The sequence below is a fragment of the Streptomyces sp. NBC_01451 genome (assembly GCF_036227485.1).
GTDB lineage: Bacteria > Actinomycetota > Actinomycetes > Streptomycetales > Streptomycetaceae > Streptomyces.
The window spans coordinates 6440828-6463680 of sequence record NZ_CP109479.1 but is presented as its reverse complement, the minus strand read 5'-3'; the positions used below and the strand labels follow the sequence as shown (position 1 = coordinate 6463680).

Here is a 22853-nt window from a genome sequence, read left to right as displayed (position 1 = left end):
GCCGGACAGCACGCAGGCCCCCGCGAACGAGGAACTCGCGGAGGCCTGTGTGCTGATGGTCGGGGCGGAGCCGGGGGAAGGAGGCTCAGAGGTTGCTGAAGTCCGGGCCGGCCGTCCGGGAGCGCTTGATCTCGTAGAAGCCGGGGACCGAGGCGACCAGAAGGGTGCCGTCCCACAGCTTGGCGGCCTCCTCGCCCTTCGGGGCCGGGGTGACGACCGGGCCGAAGAAGGCGATCTGCTCGCCGTCGGCGCCGGGGACCGCGATCACGGGGGTGCCGACGTCCTGGCCGACCTTGGTGATGCCCTCCTTGTGGGAGGCGCGCAGCTCGGCGTCGAACTCGAAGTCCTTCTGCTCGGCGTAGTCGATCAGGTCGGCGGGCAGGCCGACGTCGGCCAGGGCGCCGGCGATCGCGTCGAGGGTCGGGCCCTCGCCGTTGTTGTGGATGCGCGTGCCCAGGGCCGTGTAGAAGGGGCCGAGGACGTCGGCGCCGTGCTTCTGCCAGACCGCCGTCACGACCTTCACCGGCTGCCAGGCTTTCACCGCGAGCATCTCGCGGTACTCCTCGGGCAGCTCGTCCAGTTTGTCCTCGTTGAGCACCGCCAGGCTCATGATGTGCCAGCGGACCTCTATGTCACGGACCTTCTCGACCTCCAGGACCCACCGGGAAGTCATCCAGGCCCAGGGACAGAGCGGGTCGAACCAGAAGTCGACGGGGGTCTTGGTCGAGCTCGTCTCGGACATGGGTCTCCTAGAGAAAGATGTGCTTTCAACAGGGAACGTATCCCCGCCGCCGTTGCATTCCCGGGTGCCCGGGGTCGGTCGTGCGTGGCAGGATCGGTGCTGGTCGGCCGTACTGATGCCAGCTGATGACAATCGAGGGAGTGTTCCGTGCCCGGTGAGAATCTGTCCCGCGACGAGGCCCGGGAGCGGGCGGCCCTGCTGTCCGTCGACGGGTACGAGGTGTTCCTCGACGTGCGGTCCGCCCTGGGAGACCCGGTCGGCGGGAGCGATGCGGGCGGGGCTCGGACCTTCCGGTCCGTGACCACTGTCCGGTTCCGGTGTGCCGAGCCCGGTGCCGCCAGTTTCGCGGATCTGATCGCGCCGAGTGTGACCGCCGTCTCCCTCAACGGCCGGGATCTCGATCCGGGGGCCGTCTTCGACGGCACGCGCATCCTGCTGGAGGATCTCGCCGCGGACAACGAGCTGGTCGTCGACGCCCAGTGCGCCTACTCCCGGACCGGCGAGGGCCTGCACCGCTTCGTCGACCCCGAGGACGGCGAGGTGTACCTGTACACGCAGTACGAGCCCGCCGACTCCCGCCGCGTCTTCGCCAACTTCGAGCAGCCCGACCTGAAGGCTCCCTTCCGGTTCGAGGTGCGGGCGCCGGAGGAGTGGGTCGCGTGGAGCAACGGGGCCGGGGAACTCGTCGACGGTGTGTGGCGGTTCGCCGAGACCAAGCCGATCTCCACCTACATCACGACCATCCTCGCGGGGCCGTACCACTACGTCACCGACTCGTACTCCCGGACGTTCGCCGACGGCACGACCCTCGACATCCCGCTCGGCGCCATGTGCCGCAAGGGTCTCGCCCCCTACTTCGACTCCGACGACGTCTTCCTCGTCACCAAGCAGGGGCTGGACTTCTTCCACGACCACTTCGACTACCCGTACCCCTTCGGGAAGTACGACCAGGCCTTCGTGCCCGAGTACAACCTCGGCGCGATGGAGAACCCGGGGCTCGTCACCTTCCGCGAGGAGTTCATCTTCCGGGGCAAGGTGACGCAGGCCGCGTACGAGCGGCGGGCGAACGTCGTCCTGCACGAGATGGCCCACATGTGGTTCGGCGACCTCGTCACCATGGAGTGGTGGGACGACCTGTGGCTCAAGGAGTCCTTCGCCGACTTCATGGGCTCCTTCTCGCTCGTCGAGGCGACCCGCTTCACCAGCGGCTGGGTCACCTTCGCCAACAACCGCAAGGCCTGGGCCTACCGCGCCGACCAGCTTCCCTCCACGCACCCCGTCACGGCCGACATCCGCGACCTGGAGGACGCCAAGCTCAACTTCGACGGCATCACCTACGCCAAGGGCGCCTCCGTACTCAAGCAGCTCGTCGCCTACGTGGGGCCGGACGCGTTCCTCGAAGGCGCGCGGCGGTACTTCAAGCGGCACGCGTACGGCAACACGCGCCTCGGCGATCTGCTGTCCGTGCTGGAGGAGACCAGCGGGCGGGACATGGCCTCCTGGTCGCGGGCCTGGCTGCAGACCGCCGGGGTCAACTCCCTCACCCCCGCGGTGCTGTTGAGCGCGGACGGACTGATCACCGAGCTGGCCGTGATCCAGGAGGCCGCCGAGTCGCACCCCGAGCTGCGGCCCCACCGGGTGGCCGTCGGCCTCTACCGGCGTTCGGTGGACGGGGCGTTGGAGCGGTACGCGCGTGCCGAGGTCGACGTCGACGGGCCGCGCACCGTGGTCGGCGAGCTGGTCGGAAGCGAGGCCCCCGACCTCGTTCTCGTCAACGACGACGACCTGACGTACTGCAAGATCCGGTTCGACGAAGGCTCGTTGGCGACGCTGCGGGCGCACCTCGGTGACATCACCGACCCGCTCGCCCGCGCCCTGTGCTGGTCCGCGCTGTGGAACCTGACGCGGGACGCGCTGATGCCGGCCCGGGACTTCGTCGACCTGGTACTGCGGTTCGCGGGGCGCGAGTCGGACATCGGTGTGCTCCAGATGCTGCACGCCTGGGCCAACTCGGCGCTCACCCACTACACGGCCCCCGACTGGCGGGCGACCGGCGAACGCCTCCTCGCCGAGGGCGCGTTGACGGAACTGCGGCTCGCCGAACCCGGCAGCCAGCACCAGCTGACGTGGGCCCGCTTCCTCGCGGCCGTGGCGTCGAGCGAGGCCGATCTCCAGCTGCTCCAGGGGCTGTTGGAGGGCACGGCGAAGATCGACGGCCTCGACGTCGACCAGGAGCTGCGGTGGGCGTTCCTGGAACCGCTCACCTCGCACGGTGTCGCCGACGAGAAGACGCTCGCCGCCGAACTCGCCCGCGACGACACTGCGTCCGGCAAGCGCCACCAGGTCCGCTGCCTCGCCGCCCGCCCCTCGGCCGCCGTCAAGGCGCAGGCGTGGGCCCAGGTCGTCGAGTCGGACGCGCTGTCCAACGCCCTTGTCGAGGCCACCATCTCGGGCTTCGTACAGGGCTCGCAGCGGGACCTTCTCGCGCCGTACGCGGAGAAGTACTTCGCGGTGATCGAGCGGACGTGGGCCGACCGCTCGATCCAGATCGGGATGGACGTCGTATCCGGCCTGTTCCCGTCCCTCCAGGACTCACCGGAGACCCTGGCTGCGACGGACGTCTGGCTGGCCGGCCACGCGGACGCGGCGCCGGCCCTGCGACGCCTGGTCCTGGAGGCCCGGGACGACCTGGCCCGGGCCCTGCGGGCACAGACGTGCGACGGGGCGGCGGCGCGGTAGGGGTGCGTTGTCGGGTGCGGGTCCGGTGGGGGCTTCTCGCGCAGTTCCCCGCGCCCCAAAGACAAAGACCCGGCTCTGCGCCCCTGAAAAGCATGGGACGCAGCCCCTGCTTTTCAGGGGCGCGGGGAACTGCGCGACCAGCCCCCACCGGACCCGCACCCACTGCCCCATCACCCCCGCCGACCCACCGTTACCGAACCCGGTCACTCACCCCCGTAACCCCCGGAGGGACCAGCGCCCTTCGGCACTCGAACGCTTGCACTTTAGGGCGAGCTTGTCCTGAATTGTCGACGGGCGTGTAACAGCGGTTAGGGGACGGATCAGACACGGGAAAGCCGGAGTCATGACCCACAACACCCCGCTCTCCCCGAGCACCCGCCCCCTCCGCCACCTGTCGCACGTACAGCGCCGGGTACTGACCGCCGCGCAGTTGCGGGCGAACGGTGTCACGCCCGCCGAGGCGAACGAGCAGTGCCGGCCCGGTGGACCCTGGCAGCAGATCCTGCCGGGTGTGTTCCTGCTGCACCCGGGCCCGCCCACCAGCGAGGAGCGGCTGCACGCGGTACTTCAGTACGCGGCGAAGGAGCGGACGGCGACGGGGATTCCGGCCCAGCCCGACTCCGAGGAGCCGTACCGGGAGCGCGGCCGTCCGGTCTACGCCGAGGCGATGATCACCGGCCTCGCCGCGCTCGCCCTGCACGGTTTCTCGTCCGCGCCGCCGCTGCTGTCCCTCGACACCTTCGATGTCCTGGTCCCCCGGCTGCGCCGGCTGCGCTCCACGGGCTGCGTCCGCATCGTGCGCTCCTCGTCGCTGCCCACGCCCGAGCTGATCGACGGACTGCCGGTCGCGCCGGTCGCGCGTGCCCTCGCCGACGCGGTGGCCGCGCTCACGGACGCGGGCGCCGTACGTCGGCTGCTGACCGACGCGGTGCGCGGCGGTCACTGTGAACCGGCCTCGGTGGTAAGGGAGTTGAACCAGGGCAGGCTGCTGAGCCGCCCGCATGTCGTGGACGCCGTCGACTCCCTGCTCGCCGAGGGACGGGCCATCGCCGAGGACCGGCTGTACCGGATGGTGCGCGAGTACGGTCTCCCGGACCCGGTCTGGAACGTCGATCTGCGTCTGCCCGGCGGCCCGCACCTCGGCGGCCTCGACGCCTACTGGCCCGACCAGGCGGTGGCGGTGGAGCTGGACACGCGCACCCCGCTCCCGGGTCACCGGCAGGAGGACGACGCGCTCTGGTCGGAGTACGCCCGCAAGCGCGAGCATCTTGAGCGGCTGGGCATCACGGTCGTCCACATCACGCCGCGCAAGCTGCGCGAGGCGATCGAGCAGCAGGCAACTGTCGTACGCACGGCTCTGATGGCGTCGGGGGACCGCGAGCCGGCGGCGTATGTCGTGGTTCTGCCCAGGTAGTGACGGACCGGGCGGTACCAGGAGGGGAGAGGAGGGGCCCCCGGGAAACCGGGGGCCCCTCCTCATGTCCTGTGTCGTCTTCCTTGCGCGTCCCTACTTGGTCCCGCAGTACTCCGCCTCGACGACCCTCACCGGGTCGCCGCTCCAGTCGCCGTTGAAGTTGAAGGCGAGGGAGTGCCGGCCGTCGGCCGTGGTGACCGCCACCGAGCTGGAACCGTGGATGCCACCGCTGTGGCCCCAGACGGTGACCCCGCAGCTCAGCTTGTTCTCGATCAGCCCGAGCCCGTAGCGCCCGTCCACCGCCTCGGCGGCGACGGTCGTCCTCATCTCGGCGAGCTGCTCGGCGGGCAGGACCCTGCCGCGCAGCAGTGCCGAGTAGAAGCGGTTCAGGTCACCGGCGTTGGAGACGATCTCGCCTGCGGAGTTCGCCACCGAGGGGTTCAGCTCGGTGACGTCGTAGATCCTGCCGGTGGTGTTCTCGGCGAGCTGCGAGTAGGCGCGGCTGCTGGGCCGGGGAACGGTGGGGTCCGTGCCGGGCATGTACGTCCCGTGCAGCCCGAGCGGCTCGATGACGCGCCGCCGGACCTCGTCGCCGTACGAGTCGCCGGTCACCTTCTCGATGACCATGCCGGCGAGCGTGTAGTTGGTGTTGGAGTATCCCCAGGCGGTGCCCGGCGCGAACTCGGGCCGGTGGCCCATGGCGATCCCGACGATCTCGTCCGGCGTCCAGGTGCGGTACCGGTTCTTGAAGAAGCCCTCCGGGAGGAAGACCTCGCTCTGGAGGCGCTCGTCGTCGGTGTAGCTGAAGATGCCGCTGGTGTGGTTGAGGAGCTGGCGGAGGGTGATGCTCCGTCCGTCGTGGCCGTTGCCGCGGACGACTCCGGGCAGCCACTTGTCGACGGTGTCGTCGAGCGACACCCGCCCCTCGGCCTCCAGTTGGAGCAGGACGGTAGCGATGAAGGTCTTCGTGATGCTGCCGGCCCGGAAGTTGTCGTCGGCGCTGCGCGGCTGCTTGGTCTTGCGGTTGCCGACTCCTGCGGTCGCCTTCCAGACGCCGTGCCGGTCCTTGGCCTGAAGGGCCACGCCGGGTACGCCGTCCCTGACGGCGGCGTTCATGGCGTCGCGGGTGGCCGCGTGACCGCCACCCCGTTCGGCCGGTGCCGCCACGGCGGGCGCCGCGAACGCGCCCGCCGCTACGGCGATCGCCGCGGCCGTCCCCAGCAGCCTCCTGCCGACCGGCCCTGTGTTGACTGACATGCCGTTCCCCCTTGTTCCGGTCCTGAACCGGTTGTACATGACCGTCGGCGCGTCCTCGCCGAACGGCGGTCGGGAGAAGTGACACGTCGCGTGGGCCGGAGGTTGACAGGGGCGGGATGGTTGGGCGTTTCTCAGCCTTCCCCCGCCAGGGACCGGACGGCACTGTCGATCTCCAGCTCGATCAACCGCTGTGTCTCCTGGGAATGACTGTCGAACATGCCGGTGAGTTCGAGGCTCACGATCCCGTGGACCCGCGACCAGATCAGCAGGGCGGCGCGGGCGACGCCGGGTGTGATGTCCGGCCGCCCCTGCGAGCGGGCCCACTGCCGCAGTTGCCCGTCCAGGGTCCGGTCGCCGGAACCACCTGCCCACCGGCAGGCACGCGAGCTTCTACGACGTCCGGGCGGGTGCCGGAAAGCCCGGCTCGGCCAGGCGTGAGGCGTTCCGGACCCGGATGCGCACTGACCTCACCCACGTCTTCCGCCTGCCGCGCGACGGCGTCCTCACCGCGAGGATCGCCGCCCGCTTCCCGCTGAGCGAGGCCGCCGCGGCCATGGAACCGGCGGAGTCCTCCGGCCGCACCAGCCTGGGCAAGATCATCCTCATCCCCTGAACCCGCACTCCGAACTCTGAACCCGCACCCCGAACCCGGAACCGACCTCGGCGGATGCCTTCAGCGCGTGCCGTCAGCCCTTCTTCAGCACCAGCTCCACGTTCCGGTCCCCCGCGTCCCCCGACAGATCCATCCGCGCTCCCGGCGCGTTGAACGACAACTCCCGGTACAGCGCCGCCAGGCCCGTCTGCGACAGGTCCGCGTAGTCCGTCCGGTGGGGCGCCGCCGACTCCACCATCGTCGTGAACAGCGAGACCGTGCCGTCCTTGTTGTCCACCAGCTCGATGACACGGGCCAGTTGGGGGAAGTCGATGTGCGACGCCGTGGAGATCTCCCAGAACGAGCGGTCGTCCGGGGCCGCGTGCGCCTTGATGACGTTGCGGTGGATGTGGCCGTTCACCCAGGCCAGGACGTTGCGGTGGCTGGCGAGAAGGGCCACGACGTCCGCGCCGCCGTAGCGCTGCTCGTCCGGGCGGGCCGGGTCGCGGTGGGCGTTGGTCATCGACTCGCTGGTGTGGTGACTGAAGACGACGGCGTACGAGCCCGCCTTCGCGTGCTCCTCCAACGTCCGGTGCAGCCAGCGCAGTTGGGCCGCGCCGATCGAACCCTGGTAGTGGCCGCCCGGGTCGGTGGTGTCGATGCTGATGCCGACGACGTCGTCCGAGATGCGGAAGGTGTAGTACTGGGTCCCCGCGTCCAGGTTCGCCGACGAGTAGCCGTGGCCCACCGGACCCACTCCCGCGTACGCCGGGTCCAGGTGCGCCTTCAGATAGTCGGCCCGGGTGAACGGGGCCCGGCTCTCGTCCGGGGTCACCGAGCGCAGGTCGCGCGCGTGGGCCTGGATCAGCTCGCGGAACCGGATGCCCTTCGGGTCGTCGGAGCTTCTGATCTGGTCCTGGAGCGCCTTGCTGCGCGCCGTCGGCAGATCCATCAGCTTCTTGCCGCCGACCGCGAAGTCGGTGAGGAAGGGGTCGCTGTGGGAGGCGTAGCAGCCGAGCGGGAGGGAGTCGTGGTTGCCGACCGTCGAGTACCAGGGCAGGTTGAGGCCGGGGCTGCGCACCTCCCGGATCGCCGCCGCGAGGAAGCCCTCGATGTGCGGGAAGCCGTGCTGCTTGTCGGCGTCGCGGGTGGCGGAGTCCGGCTGCCAGTAGAGCGGGAGGCCGCTGTTCTGGACGCCCTCGTAGTGGCGCGGGTCCCCGGTGTTCGGCGTCACGCGTCCGCCGCTCATCACCTTCATGAACCACTCCAGCTCGGAGTGCGCGTTGTTGTCCGTGTTGTCGCCGGTGGTCATCACGAAGTGCAGCGGGGAGCCGGTGACGGGTGCTCCGCGCAGGGCGTTGATCCGCTCGACCAGCGAGGTCGCGCCCTGCACCGACAGCGCCTCGTGCGGGCGCCAGGCGTGCCGGTCGGCGGAGCGCATGTACTCCAGGCGCAGCGGGTGCTGTACGTCGGTCAGGTGCAGGTCCGTGAACTGGACGAAGGCCGCCATGGTGGTCCGGCGGGCGGCACGGCCGGAGCGGGGTTCGGCGAGTTCGCTCCGTACGACCCGCTGCCAGGCCGGGCCGTCGCCGAGGCGCCGGTAGCCGCCCGCGCCGAGGGGTGCGGAGACGGTGTCGAGCGTGGTGCCCCGGACGGACGGGGCGAGCGCGGCCGGCCCCGCCTGCCGGGACACGGCCACCGGGCCCCCGGCTGCTGCGGCTTCGGCCACTGTGGCGGCCTGGCTGTCACTGGGCCGCAGCGCGTAGCCGAGGCCCGCCGAGACGGACACCGCCCCGGCCGCGGCGAGTACCGTACGTCGATTGACCGCCGGGGTGGGGCCGGCGGCGACAGAGCGTGTGCGCGACATGGCGCGGTCTCCCCGAGTGCGAACGCGTCGGAAGTGGTCACGGGCGGTCGCAGTCGCGAACGTCCCGCTCACTCTGGATGCTTGGCACCGGGGATGACCTGTGCGTGAACGAGGCAGCAACGCGCGACGCCGATCTCCGTACGTGGATCTTGGGCCACCTCGCCCGTTCACGACCGCACGGCGAACGGCCCGGAGTCGGTCACTCCGCGTTCATCTTCCGGGGTACGAAGGCTGTTCACCGGGGGGTCGGTGAGCTCGACGGCCGTCCTGTCGCCGACGCCGTCTCGGCCGGCACGATCGCGATGAAGCTCGCCCTCACGGCCATGTACGTCCGCAGCGCCCGCTTCTCCACGGCGGACTGGTACCAGGTGGAGATCTGGTACGACTTCCCGCCGGCGTTGAAACCGAGGAGCAGGGCGTGCCATGGCTCACCTCCGAGCGTGAAGGTGTACTCCCAGACGATCGACGGATACCCCCGGAACATCGCCTCCTCCAGAAGGATCCGCTTGTAGTGCTCGCCCTGCCGGGCGTTGGCCTCCGACTCTTTCCATGTCTCCATCAGGTCGCCACGGGCCGGGGCCGATTTGGCCATCACCTCCTGTTTGCCGTCCGGGGAGGTGTAGTGCACTTCGGTGCCCGTCTTCACATCCCGCCGCCAGCCCTTGGGCGGGACCCACGCGTACTCTCCGTCCTCCACGACCGCGTCTCTGTTCACCGTGGGCGACGGCGACGCCTCGATGACGATCGGAGTGTTCTCGGTCCTGTGCCCCGCCAGCACGACCGAGACGCCGAAGCCCGTACCGAGGACGACTGCGGCGGCAAGGCCCATCCGTACCATCGGCCGCCGACTGAACACGCTTGGCGGTTCGGCGCCCGCGACGTCGACCGTCCGGTCGAGCGTGTAGTACACCGTTGGCCCCGGTGTGTACCGGTCCGCGGCGCCCGCTCGCTCCTGGCCCGCCCCGGTCCGTGCCGGCGCCTCTTCCGGTTCCGTCAGTTCGAAGTCGAGCAAGGAGGCGAGGTACCTGCGCCACAGCGCCACGTCCTTGCGCCGGCCCCTGTCGGTGAGGGGCGCCGGCTCTCCGGTGCCCGCGTCCGTCAGCGACGCCCAGTAGCGCTGGGCGAGCCTGCTCACGACTCGATCACCTCCGCCCCGCCGGACACCCCGTCCGGTACGGCGGCCGGATCCCCGCCGCCGGGACCGGACGGCCCGGGGCCGCCGCCACCGATCACCGCCTGGAGGCTCCGCCCACTGCCAAGCTGCCGCAGCAGTGCCGGGGCCGACGCCCCCACGGCGACCGCCGCCAGTCCTCCCGTCAGCTGCGGGGCGAAGATCCAGCCGGCGCCCGCGCCGAGCGACAGCCGGGTCAGGGCGGCCAAGGCGTCGGAGGGAACGTCGACATACTTGTCGAGCCCGGGGAGTTCGCCCCTGGCCTTGTTCCTCGACAGGGCGCGGTGCCGCGCCGCCTGCCACGTCGCGATCCGTCCGTAGAGGACAACGACCTCGACGACGAGGCCACCCAGCGCGCCGTACGTGATGGATGTCGTCCAGTCCATGGCCGTCCCCCTCGGCGATGGCAGTGCTCGCAGTTGACTTCGCTCTGCACTTCAGCATCCCAGAAGGGGACGTGATCCGGCAGACGGACGACGCGGGGACGACAGACCCCGGCACCGGACCTCAGTACGGTCAGCGCCCGGCGCTCACCGCCTACCCCTCACCGGCGGCCTTCGCCGCCCGCCCCGTGGCCGGACGTTCCAGCCACAGTTCAAGGCCGACGTCCACCATCCGCACCTTCCGCAGCCCGGAGACCGCGCCCAGGTCGTGCCAGGCGGCCAGGTCCGTGGAGCCGTTCGTCTCCGGGCGCAGTTCGCCGCCGGTGACCAGGCCCTCGTAGACCAGCCGCAGTCCCTGGTGGTCCACCGGGCGCCGCCGTCGGCGGTTCGGGAAGGTGTGGCGGACGGAGTCGATGCCCAGGAGGCCCGTCACGTCGATGCGGTAGCCGGTCTCCTCCATGAGCTCGCGGCGGACCGTGTCGTACGGGTCCTCGCCGTGCTCCATGCCGCCACCCGGCAGCACCCATTCGTGGCCGCCCCCGTCGGCGGGGCTGCGGGCGAGCAGGATCTGTCCGTCACGGACGACGACGGCGTACGCGGCGACCCGCAGCGTCTTGCGCATACGGGGACGTTAGCGCGCGGGGCGGGAATGTTCAGGTGGATTGTCCGCGGACGACGCCTGGTGCGATGCGGGACGCCGAGTATGAAACACCGTGATTCGGACTTCATCCAGCCAAAGCGCATCGCGGGTTTTCCCCACTCGTTTATATACTTTCGGTCAACCATCCCCAAACATCCGCCCTTTAGGTAAAGCTATGTGATCGTCCGGCGGTCGTATTCCGGACGCTATTGGCCAAGGTCGATCAACTCGGCCGCTCAAAGCACGCTCCTTTACCTACAAGGGATGCCGATGACCCTCACCCCTCAGCGCGAACCGATCTCGGGCGCGAGACGTGTGGCGCGCATAGCCGTCGCCGCCGGACTGGTGGCCGCGCTCTCCGCGGCAGGGCCCATACCCATGGCCTTCTCCGCGGACTCGGCGACGGACGCGGCCCCGGCCGACGGCGCCGTCAAGTCGGCACACGACAAGCTCGGTTCCGACGACGCCGAACTTCTCTCCGAGGCCAAGGCCGACGGCGACAAGACCGTCACGATGATGATCGCCACCGCGCCGGGCCAGACCGAGCAGGTCGCCTCGCAGCTGGACGCGGTCCAGGGCGGCATCGTCGGCCGGACCTTCGACAAGGTCGGCTACGTCCGCGCCAGCGTCCCGACCGCGAAGGCCGACGCGGCCATCGCCGCCGCCGCCAAGCTCTCCTCCGTGCACGGGATCGACCTGCGACAGGACATCCCGCTGGACGACCCGACGCCGAGTGCCGACACCGCCTCCGCCCCCCAGGCGAGTGCCGCCAAGACCAAGACCTACGCGGCGCCCGACAAGAACACGCCCGCCGAGAACCCGTACAACCCGTCCTTCGAGACGGGCGCCGTCGACTTCGTGAAGAAGAACCCGAAGGCGGACGGCCGCGGCATCACCATCGGCATCCTCGACTCCGGTATCGACCTGGCGCACCCCGCGCTGCAGAAGACCACCACCGGCGAGCGCAAGATCGTCGACTGGGTGACGGCCACCGACCCGGTCTCCGACGGCGACGGCAGCTGGCTGCGGCAGACGAGGGCGGTCGCCGGTCCGGCCTTCGCCATCACCACAACCAGCCAGGGCACCGAGAACTTCACGGCGCCGGTCGGCGACTACAAGTTCAGCTACTTCTCCGAGGCCGTCACCGCCGGTGGCGACGAGGCCGGTGACGTCAACCGCGACGGCGACAAGACCGACGTCTGGGGCGTGCTGTACAACGCCGCCGCCGGCACGGTCACCGTCGACGTGAACGACAACCACGACTTCACCGACGACACGCCGATGAAGGCCTACAAGGACGGCTACCAGGTCGGCTACTTCGGCACGGACAACCCGGCGACCGAGGTCGCCGAGCGCATCCCGTTCGTCGTCGAGGTCCGCAAGGACGTCGTCTACAACGCGGCCGGCGCGAAGGCCGACTACGCGAACATCGGCATCATCTCGTCCGAGCACGGCACCCACGTCGCCGGTATCACCGCGGCGAACAGCCTGTTCGGCGGCAAGATGAACGGTGCCGCGCCCGGCGCGAAGCTCGTGTCGTCCCGCGCCTGCCTCTTCGCCGCGGGCTGCACCAACGTCGCGCTGACCGAGGGCATGATCGACCTCGTCGTCAACCGTGGCGTCGACATCGTCAACATGTCGATCGGCGGCCTCCCGGCCCTGAACGACGGCAACAACGCGCGCGCCGAGCTGTACACGCGTCTGATCGACACGTACGGCGTCCAGCTCGTGATCTCGGCCGGCAACTCCGGCCCCGGTGCCAACACGATCGGTGACCCCGGTCTGGCCGACAAGGTCATCTCGGTCGGCGCGTCCATCTCCAAGGAGACCTGGGCGTCCAACTACGGCTCGATCGTGTCGAAGAAGTACGCGATGATGCCGTTCTCCTCGCGCGGCCCGCGTGAGGACGGCGGCTTCACGCCGACGATCACCGCGCCCGGCGCCGCGATCAACACCACGCAGACCTGGCTGCCCGGCTCCCCGGTCGCCCAGGCGGGCTACACCCTCCCGGCCGGCTACTCGATGCTCCAGGGCACCTCGATGGCGTCCCCGCAGGCCGCCGGCGCCTCGGCGCTGCTGCTGTCGGCCGCCAAGGAGAAGGGCATCGCCCTCACCCCGGCCGACCTCCGCACGGCCCTGGTCTCGAACGCCGACCACATCAAGGACACCCAGGCGTACGAAGAGGGCGCGGGCCTCATCAACATCGTGGACGCGTGGAAGGCCATCAAGGCCGGCGCCACCGCCCACGACTACACGGTCAAGGCCCCGGTCGACACCGCGATCGACTTCGCGCTGAAGACCCCGGGCTTCGGCACCGGCCTGTACGACCGCGAGGGCGGCCTCAAGGCCGGCGTCAAGAAGTCGTACGAGATCACCGTGACGCGTACGTCCGGGCCCGCCAAGCCGGTCCGGCACGAGCTGCACTTCGAGAACAACGCCGGTGACACCTTCAAGATCGTCGGCTCCGACGAGGTCAAGCTGGAGCTGAACAAGCCGGTCACCGTCAAGGTCGCCGCGAAGTCGGCCACGGCCGGTATCAAGAGCGCGATCCTCGAGGTGGACGACCCGAAGACCGAGGGCATCGACAAGCAGATCCTCACCACGGTCGTGGTGTCGACGCCGGTCAAGTACACGTTCTCCGCGTCGAACTCGGTGCAGCGCAACAGCACCCAGTCCTACTTCCTGACCGTGCCCGAGGGCGCCAAGACCCTTGAGGTCGCGATCAGCGGACTGGCCGCCACCAGCCAGACCCGGTTCATCTCGATCCACCCGTACGGTGTCGCCGTCGAGGACACGGGCACTCCGTACTGCTACAGCAACTACCCGAACACCAACGGCTGCGCGCCCGACGTGCGTTCGTACCCGAACCCGCAGCCGGGTGTCTGGGAGGTCGAGGTCGAGTCGCGCCGTACGTCGCCGCTGCTCGACAACCCGTACAAGCTGGACGCCACCGTCCTGGGCGCGACCTTCGACCCGGACGTCGTGACCGTTCCCGAGGCCAAGGTCGGCACGCCGATCGCCGCCTCCTGGAAGGTGACGAACAACCTCGCCGCGGTCGACGGCAAGCTGGCCGGCGGTCCGCTCGGCTCCGCGCTGAACGCCCGTCCGACCATCGCCGAGGGCGAGACCCAGACGACCACGGTCGAGGTGCCCGCGGGCGCCGCGTCCCTGGACGTCGCCATCGGCAACGTCTCCGACACGGCCGCCGACCTCGACCTGGTCGTGTACAACGCGGCCGGCACCGCGGTCGGCACCTCCGCCGACGGAGACTCGGAGGAGGCGGTCTCCATCGCCTCGCCCGCCGCCGGCACGTACACCGTCGAGGTCATCGGCTACGCGGTCCCGGCCGGCTCGACGGCCTACGACTACCAGGACGTCTTCTACTCGTCCGCCCTGGGCTCCATCCAGGTCTCCGACGCCCCGGTGAAGCTCGGCACGGGCGCCTCGGCGACCGTCTCCGGCAACATCGTCGCCTCGGCGGTCGCGCCGGCGGGCCGTGAGTTCTTCGGCCAGGTGTCCCTGGTGAACGCGCACGGCACGGTCGCCGGTATCGGCAACGTGAAGATCGAGAAGGTCACGCCGTAGCGGTAGGCACGACCACAGGGCGGGCGTCCGGTACCTGGTACCGGACGCCCGCCCCTTTGCCGTTCACCCGTTGTCCGACTCGCGGTTCACTCGCACGGCCGGGTGCGTGATTCGGGGAGCGCGTCCGTGATCCCGGCCCGTTCCGCGGCGATCTCCTTCGCGTCGACGGTCCAGGTGTCGGGGGAGGCGGCACCCGTCGGGATGGCGATCAGGGCGTGGTCGCCCACGGTCGGCCGGGGGTCCGCCTCCTGGTCCATCACGAACGTCACCTCGGCCGGGCCCTTGTCCGGCTTGTAGTACCGGGTCACGCGCAAGGTGACCCGGTCCTGATCGGCACCGGGTCCGGGGTCGACGGCGGTGACCGTGCCCTCGACGACCAGGCGGGCACAGGCGAGGTGTCCCGGGCTGGTCAGGGCGCCCGAGCCGGACACGTCCTTTCCGCCCTCGCCGCCGTCACTCTTCGAGTCGGCCGCCGAGGAAGTCGCCGAGTCGACCCCCTTCCCGGCCTGCGAGACGAGCCACACCGCCCCCGTGAACGCGGTCCCCACGACGGTCACGGCGGCTACACCGAGGGCGAGAGCGCGCAGCGGACGCCAGTACGGCCGTTCCCGCAGCGGGACGCGGACCGGCTTCCGCGTCGACTCGCGCACAGGCTTTCGCACCGCCTCCGATTCCGCCGACGTGCGTTCCTGCGCCGCCAGGGCGCCCCCGATGAGCCCCAACTGCTCGCGCAGCAGCGCCACATCGGCCGCAGCCGACCAGTGCTCGGCCATGAAGTCGGCGTCCGTGAGGGCCTCTTCGGGCAGCGGATCGTCCGTCAGCGCGGCCATCAACGCGTCCACGCCGTCGTGTTCGGCGGCCATGTCACACCACCTCGTCCTCGTGCAGGCGGGCGCGCAGTGCCCGTACCGCCGTGTGCAGCCTGCTCTTGACCGTGCCTTCCGGGATGCCCAGCTCCTCGGCGATCCCGCGTACCGGCAGGTCGGCGTAGAAACGCAGGACCACCACCTGGCGCTGGGGGTCGGGCAGGTCGTCGAGTCCCCGGGCGACGGCCAGGGAGAGCAGGCTCGTCTCCTCGCCGGAAGGGTGGGCCACCGGCTGGCGCAGGGAGGCGAGCCGCTCCCCCAGCCGTTCCTGGCGGCGCTTGGCCCGGTGCCAGTCCATGGCGAGGTTGGAGGCGACGACCGCCGCCCACGCCGACACGTCACGCGGCGCCTCGTGTCCGTTCGCGGTGCGTTCCAGCAGCCGCAGGCGGACCTGCTGTACCCCGTCCAGCAGGTCCGCCTGCGGCACACCGCCGAGCGCGAGCACCGCCCGGACCCTGCGCTCCTGCGCCGTGTCCAGCGGGTCGCCGTGGTCGTCCTCCTGGACGCGCCGGGCCTTTCTGCGCAGCACAGCACCCTCCCCCTCGCCGCGTTTTCCCTACGACGCCGAGGGCGCCCGAAACGTTCGGCCGCAGCAGAGACGTACGTCACACCGTTACCGAAGCGAGACCCGGGCCCCGCCCGTCCCCGGTCGGCCCGGGTCCGTACAGCTTGCGCCCGAGGCTCCCCGGCGGGCGGGTTTCTCCAGCTCGGGATGGGTGCGGCCGGACGATCGCAACCGGGCGCGGCCCGTGTCCCGTCCCATTCCTCGGGCATGCCGGGCAAAGGATTGGACAGGTTGCCCCGGGTGGGACGCATGATGGAAATGCGCCGGTCACGCAACCGGTCGCGTGATACAGCGCCATACAGAAGGAGTCGCCGTGAGGGTCGGAATCGTCGGAGCCACCGGTCAGGTCGGCACGGTCATGCGCAGGATCCTCGTCGAGCGGGAGTTCCCGGTCACCGAGCTGCGCCTGTTCGCCTCTGCCCGCTCGGCGGGGTCGGCCCTCGACGGTGTGACGGTGGAGGACGCGGCGACGGCCGACTACACCGGCCTCGACATCGTGCTGTTCTCGGCGGGCGGCGCGACCTCGAAGGCGCTGGCGGAGAAGGTGGCCGCGCAGGGTGCCGTCGTGATCGACAACTCGTCGGCGTGGCGCCGGGACCCGGACGTACCCCTGGTCGTCTCCGAGGTGAACCCGCACGCGATCGTCGACCGCCCCAAGGGCATCATCGCCAACCCGAACTGCACGACGATGGCCGCGATGCCGGTCCTCAAGCCGCTGCACGCCGAGGCGGGCCTCGACGCGCTGGTCGTCGCGACCTACCAGGCGGTGTCCGGTTCGGGTGTGGCGGGTGTGGCGGAACTGCACGGGCAGGCGCAGAAGGTGGTCGCCGACGCGGACAAGCTGACGCACGACGGTTCGGCGGTCGACTTCCCCGAGCCGCAGGTCTACCAGCGGCCGATCGCGTTCAACGTGGTGCCGCTGGCGGGCAATCTGGTGGACGACGGTTCGTTCGAGACGGACGAGGAGCAGAAGCTCCGCAACGAGTCCCGCAAGATCCTGGAGATCCCGGAGCTGAAGGTGTCCGGTACGTGTGTCCGCGTGCCGGTGTTCTCGGGGCACTCGCTCCAGGTGAACGCGCGGTTCGCGCGCCCGCTGTCGGTGGAGCGGGCGACGGAGCTGCTGGCGGGGGCGCCCGGTGTGATCCTGTCGGACATCCCGACCCCCCTCCAGGCGGCCGGCCAGGACGCGTCGTTCGTGGGCCGTGTCCGTGCCGACGAGACGTCGGAGAACGGGCTCGCCTTCTTCGTCTCCAACGACAACCTGCGCAAGGGCGCGGCGCTGAACGCGGTGCAGATCGCGGAGCTGGTGGCGGTGGAGCTGAGCGCCCGGTAGGCGTTTTTCGCCCACCCGCCGCCCCTGCCCGTCCCCTCCCGTCCCCTCCCGTTCCCGGGGGCTGCGCCCCCAGACGCCCGCTGTCGGCCTGAACGGCCTCGTCCTCGACGGCCGGACGGCGCCTGGACGGTGCCGGCCGGCACCGAGGCGAAGCCCCGGGGAGCGGAACCATCCGGCCCGCCGAAACGTCAGCAGAAGGCACCCTCTCAGGGATCAGCGGACCGCCGGTCCACCCGCGCTCACCGGCGGGTTACGGACATCGCGTCGGCCGCGGATCCCATGGAAGGATGGCGCAACCCACACATACGAGGAGATGACCGCGTGCCTGGCACAAACCTGACCCGCGAAGAGGCGCAAGCGCGGGCGAAGCTGCTCACTGTTGACTCGTACGAGATCGAGCTCGACCTCTCCGGCGCACAGGAGGGCGGCACCTACAGGTCCGTGACCACAGTGCGCTTCGACTCCGCCGAGACCGGCGCGGAGTCCTTCATCGACCTGGTGGCCCCGACCGTACGCGAGGTCACCCTCAACGGGGACGCGCTCGACCCCGACGAGGTCTTCAAGGACTCCCGGATCGCGCTGCCGGGACTGCTGGCGGGCCGCAACGTGCTGCGCGTCGTCGCCGACTGCGCCTACACCAACACCGGTGAGGGTCTGCACCGCTTCGTCGACCCGGTCGACCAGCAGGCATACCTCTACACCCAGTTCGAGGTGCCGGACGCCCGGCGCGTGTTCGCCTCGTTCGAGCAGCCGGACCTCAAGGCGACCTTCCAGTTCACGGTGACCGCGCCGTCCGGCTGGACCGTCATCTCCAACTCGCCGACGCCCGAGCCGAAGGACGACGTCTGGCGCTTCGAGCCGACGCCGCGCATCTCCACGTACATCACCGCGCTCATCGTCGGGCCGTACCACTCGGTCCACAGTGTGTACGAGGCGGACGGGCAGACCGTTCCGCTCGGCATCTACTGCCGGCCCTCGCTCGCCGAGTTCCTCGACTCCGACGCCATCTTCGCGGTGACCCGGCAGGGCTTCGAGTGGTTCCAGGAGAAGTTCGACTACGCGTACCCCTTCAAGAAGTACGACCAGTTGTTCGTTCCCGAGTTCAACGCCGGTGCCATGGAGAACGCGGGCGCGGTCACCATCCGCGACCAGTACGTGTTCCGCTCCAAGGTCACCGACGCCGCGTACGAGACGCGCGCCGAGACGATCCTGCACGAGCTGGCGCACATGTGGTTCGGCGACCTCGTCACCATGGAGTGGTGGAACGACCTGTGGCTGAACGAGTCGTTCGCCACCTACACCTCCATCGCCTGCCAGGCGTACGCCCCCGGCTCGCGCTGGCCGCACTCCTGGACCACCTTCGCCAACTCCATGAAGACGTGGGCGTACCGCCAGGACCAGCTGCCGTCCACCCACCCGATCATGGCGGAGATCCGCGACCTCGACGACGTCCTCGTCAACTTCGACGGCATCACGTACGCCAAGGGCGCCTCCGTACTGAAGCAGCTCGTCGCGTACGTCGGCATGGACGCGTTCTTCGCGGGCGTGCAGGCCTACTTCAAGCAGCACGCGTACGGCAACACGCGGCTCAGCGACCTGCTGGGCGCCCTGGAGGAGACCTCCGGGCGTGATCTGAAGGCGTGGTCGAAGTCGTGGCTGGAGACGGCCGGTATCAACATCCTGCGTCCGGAGATCGAGACGGACGCCGACGGGGTCATCACCTCCTTCGCCATCCGCCAGGAGGCCCCCGCCCTGCCCGCCGGTGCCAAGGGTGAGCCCACGCTCCGGCCGCACCGTATCGCCGTCGGTCTGTACGACCTCGACGACGAGAGCGGCAAGCTGCTGCGTGACGACGAGACCGGGCGCATCGAGCTGGACGTCGACGGCGAGCTGACGGCCGTACCGCAGCTGGTCGGCAGGCGCCGTCCGGCCGTGATCCTGCTCAACGACGACGACCTGTCGTACTCCAAGGTCCGCCTCGACGACGACTCCCTCGCGTTCGTCACCGAGCACCTGGGCGACTTCGAGGCCTCCCTCCCGCGCGCGCTGTGCTGGGCCTCCGCCTGGGACATGACCCGCGACGCCGAACTGGCCACCCGCGACTACCTCTCCCTCGTCCTGTCGGGCATCGGCAAGGAGTCGGACATCGGCGTCGTGCAGTCGCTCCAGCGGCAGGTGAAGCTGGCGATCGAGCTGTACGCCGACCCGGCCGCCCGCGAGACCCTGCTGACCCGCTGGACGGACGCCACGCTGGCCCACCTCCGGACGTCCGAGGCGGGCTCCGACCACCAGCTGGCCTGGGCCCGCGCCTTCGCGGCCACGGCCCGTACGCCGGAGCAGCTGGACCTGCTGGACGCCCTGCTGGAGGGCACGCAGACCATCGAGGGGCTGGCCGTCGACACCGAGCTGCGCTGGTCGTTCGTCCAGCGGCTGGCGGCCGTCGGGCGCTTCGACGAGGACCAGATCGCGGGCGAGTACGAGCGGGACAAGACGGCCGCCGGTGAGCGGCACGCCGCCACCGCCCGGGCCGCCCGGCCGACCCCGGAGGCCAAGGCGGAGGCCTGGGCGTCGGTCATCGAGTCCGACAAGCTGCCGAACGCCGTCCAGGAGGCCGTCATCGGCGGCTTCGTCCAGACCGACCAGCGCGAGCTGCTGGAGCCGTACACCGACAAGTACTTCGCGGTGGTCAAGGAAGCCTGGGACTCGCGCTCGCACGAGATCGCCCAGCAGATCGCCGTCGGCCTCTACCCGGCCGTCCAGGTGTCGCAGGAGACCCTGGCGAAGACGGACGCCTGGCTGACCGCCGCCGAGCCGAACGCGGCCCTGCGGCGGCTCGTCTCGGAGTCCCGTTCCGGCGTCGAGCGCGCGCTCAGGGCACAGGCGGCGGACGCGGCGGCCTCGTAACCGGCAGATCGTCGCCCCACGCCGAACGGCGCGCCCCGGTCCACCGGGACGCGCCGTTCGGCGTTTCCCCGGCTGCCGGGCGACGGGAGTCGTCCCCGGATGACGAAGCGTCCACGTGTCCACCGGGGTGCGTGCAGAGCCGCCCGGGCGCCCTCGCCCGCGAACACGCCCAGGAACGTGAGGTCGGACCCGCGCCCCACGCCGGGCGTTCCCCGCGGCTGGTCGGCGTCGTACGTCATCCACGTCTCCACGTCATCCACGTCGTCCGGCGCCACCGCCTGTGCCGCGGGCCAGTCGCAGCCGCATGGCGCGCCAGAGTTCGGCCGCGCCGCGGCTGGTGTCCGGCTGGGTGCGGTGGAGGGTCGGACAGCAGGCGTCGTGGACGATCCTGGCGGTGCCGTAGTCCCGGTGGTGAGGGCCCGGCCAGGCGATGCCGCCGGCCAGATGGTAGACCTCGTCGTCGGTGAAGAGCCTGGCCGGATAGTCCCCGGGGATCAGGGCGATCCAGGCCGCTTCCGGCTCCGGCTCCCCGCCGACGACGAGCCGGGCGGGGTCGGGACCGGCGTGCGGCCGGTAGCCGTTCACCCCGTCGGGGCGAAGAGTGCGGTGCCGATGCGTGGCGATGCCGCACGCCAGGCACGGCACGGTCAGCTTCCGTCCCCACGCCGGAACCCGGGAGTCACTCACTTCCGATCGGCCTCCGGGTGGACAACCATGCGCCAACACCCGGGTAACGGCGGAGACCCGCGCGACGACACGCGCTCAGGAGCGGCGTGACGCCAGAACAGGAACCCGCCCCTTCCCCGCCGCGGGGCCGGACTCCGTCCTCGTCCCCGAACCCGGCTCCAGCGTCGGCCCCGAACCCGAACCCGAACCTGTCGCCGTCGCCGGAGCGGACCGGCGCACCCCCGTCTGCCCCACCACCGTCGCCCCGAACGCCAGCCCCATGCCCGCCAGTTGGACCGGTGTCAGAGCCTGGCCGAGGGCTGCCCAGCCGACGATCGCGGCGGTCAGCGGGGACAGCGGGCCGAGGAAGGTGACCTGGGTCGCGGTGAGCCGGCCGATGCCGCGGAACCAGAGCCAGTACGCGACCGCGGTGTTCGCCAGCGCGAGGTAGAGGTACCCGGCGGCGGCCCGGCCGTCCAGCGCGGGCGGAGCACCCTCGACGAGCACGGCGACGGGCGCGACGAGCAGGCCGCCGGCGGTGAGCTGCCAGCCGGTGAGGGCGAGCGGGCCCACGCCGTCCGGACGGCCCCAGCGTTTCGTCAGTACGGTGCCCGTCGACATCGACGCGGTGGAGGCGAGGGCGGCCAGCACGCCCACGGCATCCAGCGCCCCGGCCGCCTTCAGGACCACCAGGCTGACACCGAGCGCCGCCGCGACTCCGGTGAGCAGGGTGCGTACGGTCGGACGCTCGCCCAGGAGCGCCGTCGCGAGCCCGGCGACGAACAGCGGGCCGACCGACCCGACGACCGCCGCCATGCCGCCCGGCAGCCGGTACGCGGAGAGGAACAGCAGCGGGAAGAAGGCGCCGATGTTCAGCGCGCCGAGGACCGTCGCCCTCCACCACCAGGCGCCGCGCGGCAGCACCCGGGTCAGCGCGAGCAGGACGAGCCCCGCGGGCAGGGCACGCAGGAGGGCGGTGAAGAGCGGCCGGTCGGGCGGGAGGAACTCCGTGGTGACCGCGTAGGTGGTGCCCCAGGAGATGGGGGCCAGGGCGGTGAGGGCGATGACGGGGACGAGGGTGGAACGGTTCGCGGCCATGGCTGCGCCCTTCGAGGTAGGTCGGCAGTAAGTAGCTTAGCGCTAAGCGACTTACCGTCAAGCTACTTTCTCGTAAGTGACCCTTCGGCCCGGTATTCGGCGATACTCGGCGCATGAGTGCACAGCCGCCGCAGCACAGGGACCCCGTCGACGCGATCATCGACCAGTGGGCGGTGGTACGGCCCGACCTCGACACCACGGCCATGGAGATCTTCGGCCGTGTCTACCGGCTCTCGCGCGCGATGGGCGACCGGCTGGAGGAGGCGTACGCGCGCTTCGGGATCGCGCGCGGCGAGTTCGACGTACTCGCGACCCTGCGCCGGGCCGGCGAGCCGTACACGCTCTCGCCGCGTCAGCTGTCGTCGACGCTGATGCTGACCACCGGCGGGATGACCGGCCGCCTCGACAAGCTGGAGCGGGCCGGGCTGCTGCGGCGCTCCCCCGACCCGCACGACCGGCGGGGCCTCCAGGTCACTCTCACCGAGGAGGGACTGAGCCGTATCGACGCAGCCGTCGGCGTCGGCGTCGCCGCCCAGACGGAGGCCCTGGCCGCCCTCGACGCCGGGAAGGCCGGCCAACTGGCCGACCTGCTGCGGGAGCTGCTGGCGGCGACGGAGGGCTGAGAACACGCCGAGGGCGCCGTTCCCGGCCCCATGACTGGCGGGACGGGAACGGCGCCCTCGGAACGAGAGGTCGGGTCAGGCGGTGGCCCGGTAGGTCAGGCCTTCGCCTTGGCGGGCTTGGCGGCCTTCGGGGCGCGGTCGGAGGACTTGTCCAGGACCATCACCAGGCCCGCGATGACCGCGAACAGGCCGATGGGAGCAACGACATAGAGACCCAGCGTCTCGATGACGCTCAGGCCATGGCCGGGGTCGTCACCGTCGTCGCGGGTGAGCGCGAGCGCGGGAGACGTCATGAGCAGCATCATCAGCGTCGTACCGGCGACCAGGGCACCGGCGCGCAGGGCGTTCGTCTTGTCCACGGTGCAAAAGTAGCGAACGCCCGGCGGGGCCGCGCGCCCGGGGTGCCGT

The 22853-nt window shown here is 70.7% G+C and carries 19 protein-coding genes; 7 read left to right on the top strand and 12 right to left on the bottom strand.

The window, feature by feature from the left end:
• Window positions 1-85 precede the first annotated feature (85 nt).
• The gene (locus OG595_RS28370) at window positions 86-742 is read right to left on the bottom strand and encodes a mycothiol-dependent nitroreductase Rv2466c family protein (protein WP_329276836.1); all 657 of its coding nucleotides are present in this window, start codon (window positions 740-742) and stop codon (window positions 86-88) included.
• Between the two features lie 147 nt (window positions 743-889).
• Here OG595_RS28370 and pepN (OG595_RS28365) point away from each other — a divergent pair, with 147 nt between their 5' ends.
• Window positions 890-3481 carry an aminopeptidase N gene (gene pepN / locus OG595_RS28365; protein WP_329276834.1) on the top strand — a complete coding sequence of 864 codons (2592 nt, stop codon included), beginning with the start codon at window positions 890-892 and terminating at the stop codon, window positions 3479-3481.
• A 343-nt stretch (window positions 3482-3824) separates the two neighbouring features.
• Window positions 3825-4895: a hypothetical protein gene (locus OG595_RS28360; RefSeq protein ID WP_329276832.1), complete on the top strand. Its 1071-nt coding sequence runs from the start codon at window positions 3825-3827 to the stop codon at window positions 4893-4895.
• A 93-nt stretch (window positions 4896-4988) separates the two neighbouring features.
• On the opposite strand, the gene OG595_RS28355 is transcribed toward OG595_RS28360, so the two are convergent.
• Both OG595_RS28355 and OG595_RS28350 read right to left on the bottom strand, forming a co-directional pair.
• Window positions 4989-6152, bottom strand: coding sequence for a serine hydrolase domain-containing protein (locus OG595_RS28355; protein ID WP_329276830.1), 1164 nt, complete (start codon window positions 6150-6152; stop codon window positions 4989-4991).
• A gap of 131 nt (window positions 6153-6283) precedes the next feature.
• Entirely contained in the window at window positions 6284-6484 is a 201-nt protein-coding gene (locus tag OG595_RS28350) for a TetR-like C-terminal domain-containing protein (RefSeq protein WP_329283266.1), read from the bottom strand.
• A gap of 122 nt (window positions 6485-6606) precedes the next feature.
• Between OG595_RS28350 and OG595_RS45425 the strand changes: the two genes are divergently transcribed.
• Window positions 6607-6765 carry a hypothetical protein gene (locus OG595_RS45425; RefSeq protein ID WP_443073159.1) on the top strand — a complete coding sequence of 53 codons (159 nt, stop codon included), beginning with the start codon at window positions 6607-6609 and terminating at the stop codon, window positions 6763-6765.
• A gap of 73 nt (window positions 6766-6838) precedes the next feature.
• Here OG595_RS45425 and OG595_RS28340 read toward each other — a convergent pair whose 3' ends face one another.
• From OG595_RS28340 to OG595_RS28325, 4 genes are all read right to left on the bottom strand, one after another.
• Complete coding sequence (locus OG595_RS28340) at window positions 6839-8611, bottom strand: TIGR03767 family metallophosphoesterase (RefSeq protein WP_329276828.1); 1773 nt, start codon at window positions 8609-8611, stop codon at window positions 6839-6841.
• A gap of 235 nt (window positions 8612-8846) precedes the next feature.
• Window positions 8847-9746 (bottom strand): hypothetical protein, encoded by a 900-nt coding sequence (locus tag OG595_RS28335; protein ID WP_329276826.1) that lies wholly within the window; start codon window positions 9744-9746, stop codon window positions 8847-8849.
• Window positions 9743-10168: a hypothetical protein gene (locus tag OG595_RS28330; protein WP_329276824.1), complete on the bottom strand. Its 426-nt coding sequence runs from the start codon at window positions 10166-10168 to the stop codon at window positions 9743-9745. Before OG595_RS28330 ends, OG595_RS28335 begins: the two co-directional genes overlap by 4 nt.
• A 151-nt stretch (window positions 10169-10319) precedes the next feature.
• Window positions 10320-10787, bottom strand: coding sequence for an NUDIX hydrolase (locus OG595_RS28325; RefSeq protein WP_329276822.1), 468 nt, complete (start codon window positions 10785-10787; stop codon window positions 10320-10322).
• Window positions 10788-11075: 288 nt separating this feature from the next.
• Here OG595_RS28325 and OG595_RS28320 point away from each other — a divergent pair, with 288 nt between their 5' ends.
• Window positions 11076-14390 (top strand): S8 family serine peptidase, encoded by a 3315-nt coding sequence (locus OG595_RS28320; protein WP_329276820.1) that lies wholly within the window; start codon window positions 11076-11078, stop codon window positions 14388-14390.
• 86 nt (window positions 14391-14476) lie between these two features.
• Here OG595_RS28320 and OG595_RS28315 read toward each other — a convergent pair whose 3' ends face one another.
• Together OG595_RS28315 and OG595_RS28310 are read right to left on the bottom strand one after the other, a co-directional pair.
• The gene (locus OG595_RS28315) at window positions 14477-15253 is read right to left on the bottom strand and encodes a hypothetical protein (RefSeq protein WP_329276818.1); all 777 of its coding nucleotides are present in this window, start codon (window positions 15251-15253) and stop codon (window positions 14477-14479) included.
• Window position 15254: 1 nt separating this feature from the next.
• On the bottom strand, window positions 15255-15785 hold the full coding sequence (locus OG595_RS28310) for a sigma-70 family RNA polymerase sigma factor (RefSeq protein WP_329276816.1): 531 nt from the start codon (window positions 15783-15785) through the stop codon (window positions 15255-15257).
• Window positions 15786-16134: 349 nt separating this feature from the next.
• Here OG595_RS28310 and OG595_RS28305 point away from each other — a divergent pair, with 349 nt between their 5' ends.
• Both OG595_RS28305 and pepN (OG595_RS28300) read left to right on the top strand, forming a co-directional pair.
• Window positions 16135-17154, top strand: coding sequence for an aspartate-semialdehyde dehydrogenase (locus OG595_RS28305; protein WP_329276814.1), 1020 nt, complete (start codon window positions 16135-16137; stop codon window positions 17152-17154).
• A gap of 321 nt (window positions 17155-17475) precedes the next feature.
• The gene (gene pepN, locus OG595_RS28300) at window positions 17476-20058 is read left to right on the top strand and encodes an aminopeptidase N (protein ID WP_329276811.1); all 2583 of its coding nucleotides are present in this window, start codon (window positions 17476-17478) and stop codon (window positions 20056-20058) included.
• A gap of 252 nt (window positions 20059-20310) precedes the next feature.
• Here the strand turns inward: pepN (OG595_RS28300) and OG595_RS28295 are convergent, their stop codons facing one another.
• Together OG595_RS28295 and OG595_RS28290 are read right to left on the bottom strand one after the other, a co-directional pair.
• Complete coding sequence (locus tag OG595_RS28295) at window positions 20311-20745, bottom strand: DUF6083 domain-containing protein (RefSeq protein WP_329276809.1); 435 nt, start codon at window positions 20743-20745, stop codon at window positions 20311-20313.
• 75 nt (window positions 20746-20820) lie between these two features.
• On the bottom strand, window positions 20821-21822 hold the full coding sequence (locus OG595_RS28290) for an EamA family transporter (RefSeq protein ID WP_329276807.1): 1002 nt from the start codon (window positions 21820-21822) through the stop codon (window positions 20821-20823).
• Between the two features lie 113 nt (window positions 21823-21935).
• Here OG595_RS28290 and OG595_RS28285 point away from each other — a divergent pair, with 113 nt between their 5' ends.
• Window positions 21936-22445 carry a MarR family winged helix-turn-helix transcriptional regulator gene (locus OG595_RS28285; protein ID WP_329276805.1) on the top strand — a complete coding sequence of 170 codons (510 nt, stop codon included), beginning with the start codon at window positions 21936-21938 and terminating at the stop codon, window positions 22443-22445.
• A 95-nt stretch (window positions 22446-22540) separates the two neighbouring features.
• On the opposite strand, the gene OG595_RS28280 is transcribed toward OG595_RS28285, so the two are convergent.
• Entirely contained in the window at window positions 22541-22804 is a 264-nt protein-coding gene (locus tag OG595_RS28280; RefSeq protein ID WP_327694930.1) for a hypothetical protein, read from the bottom strand.
• Window positions 22805-22853 lie beyond the last annotated feature (49 nt).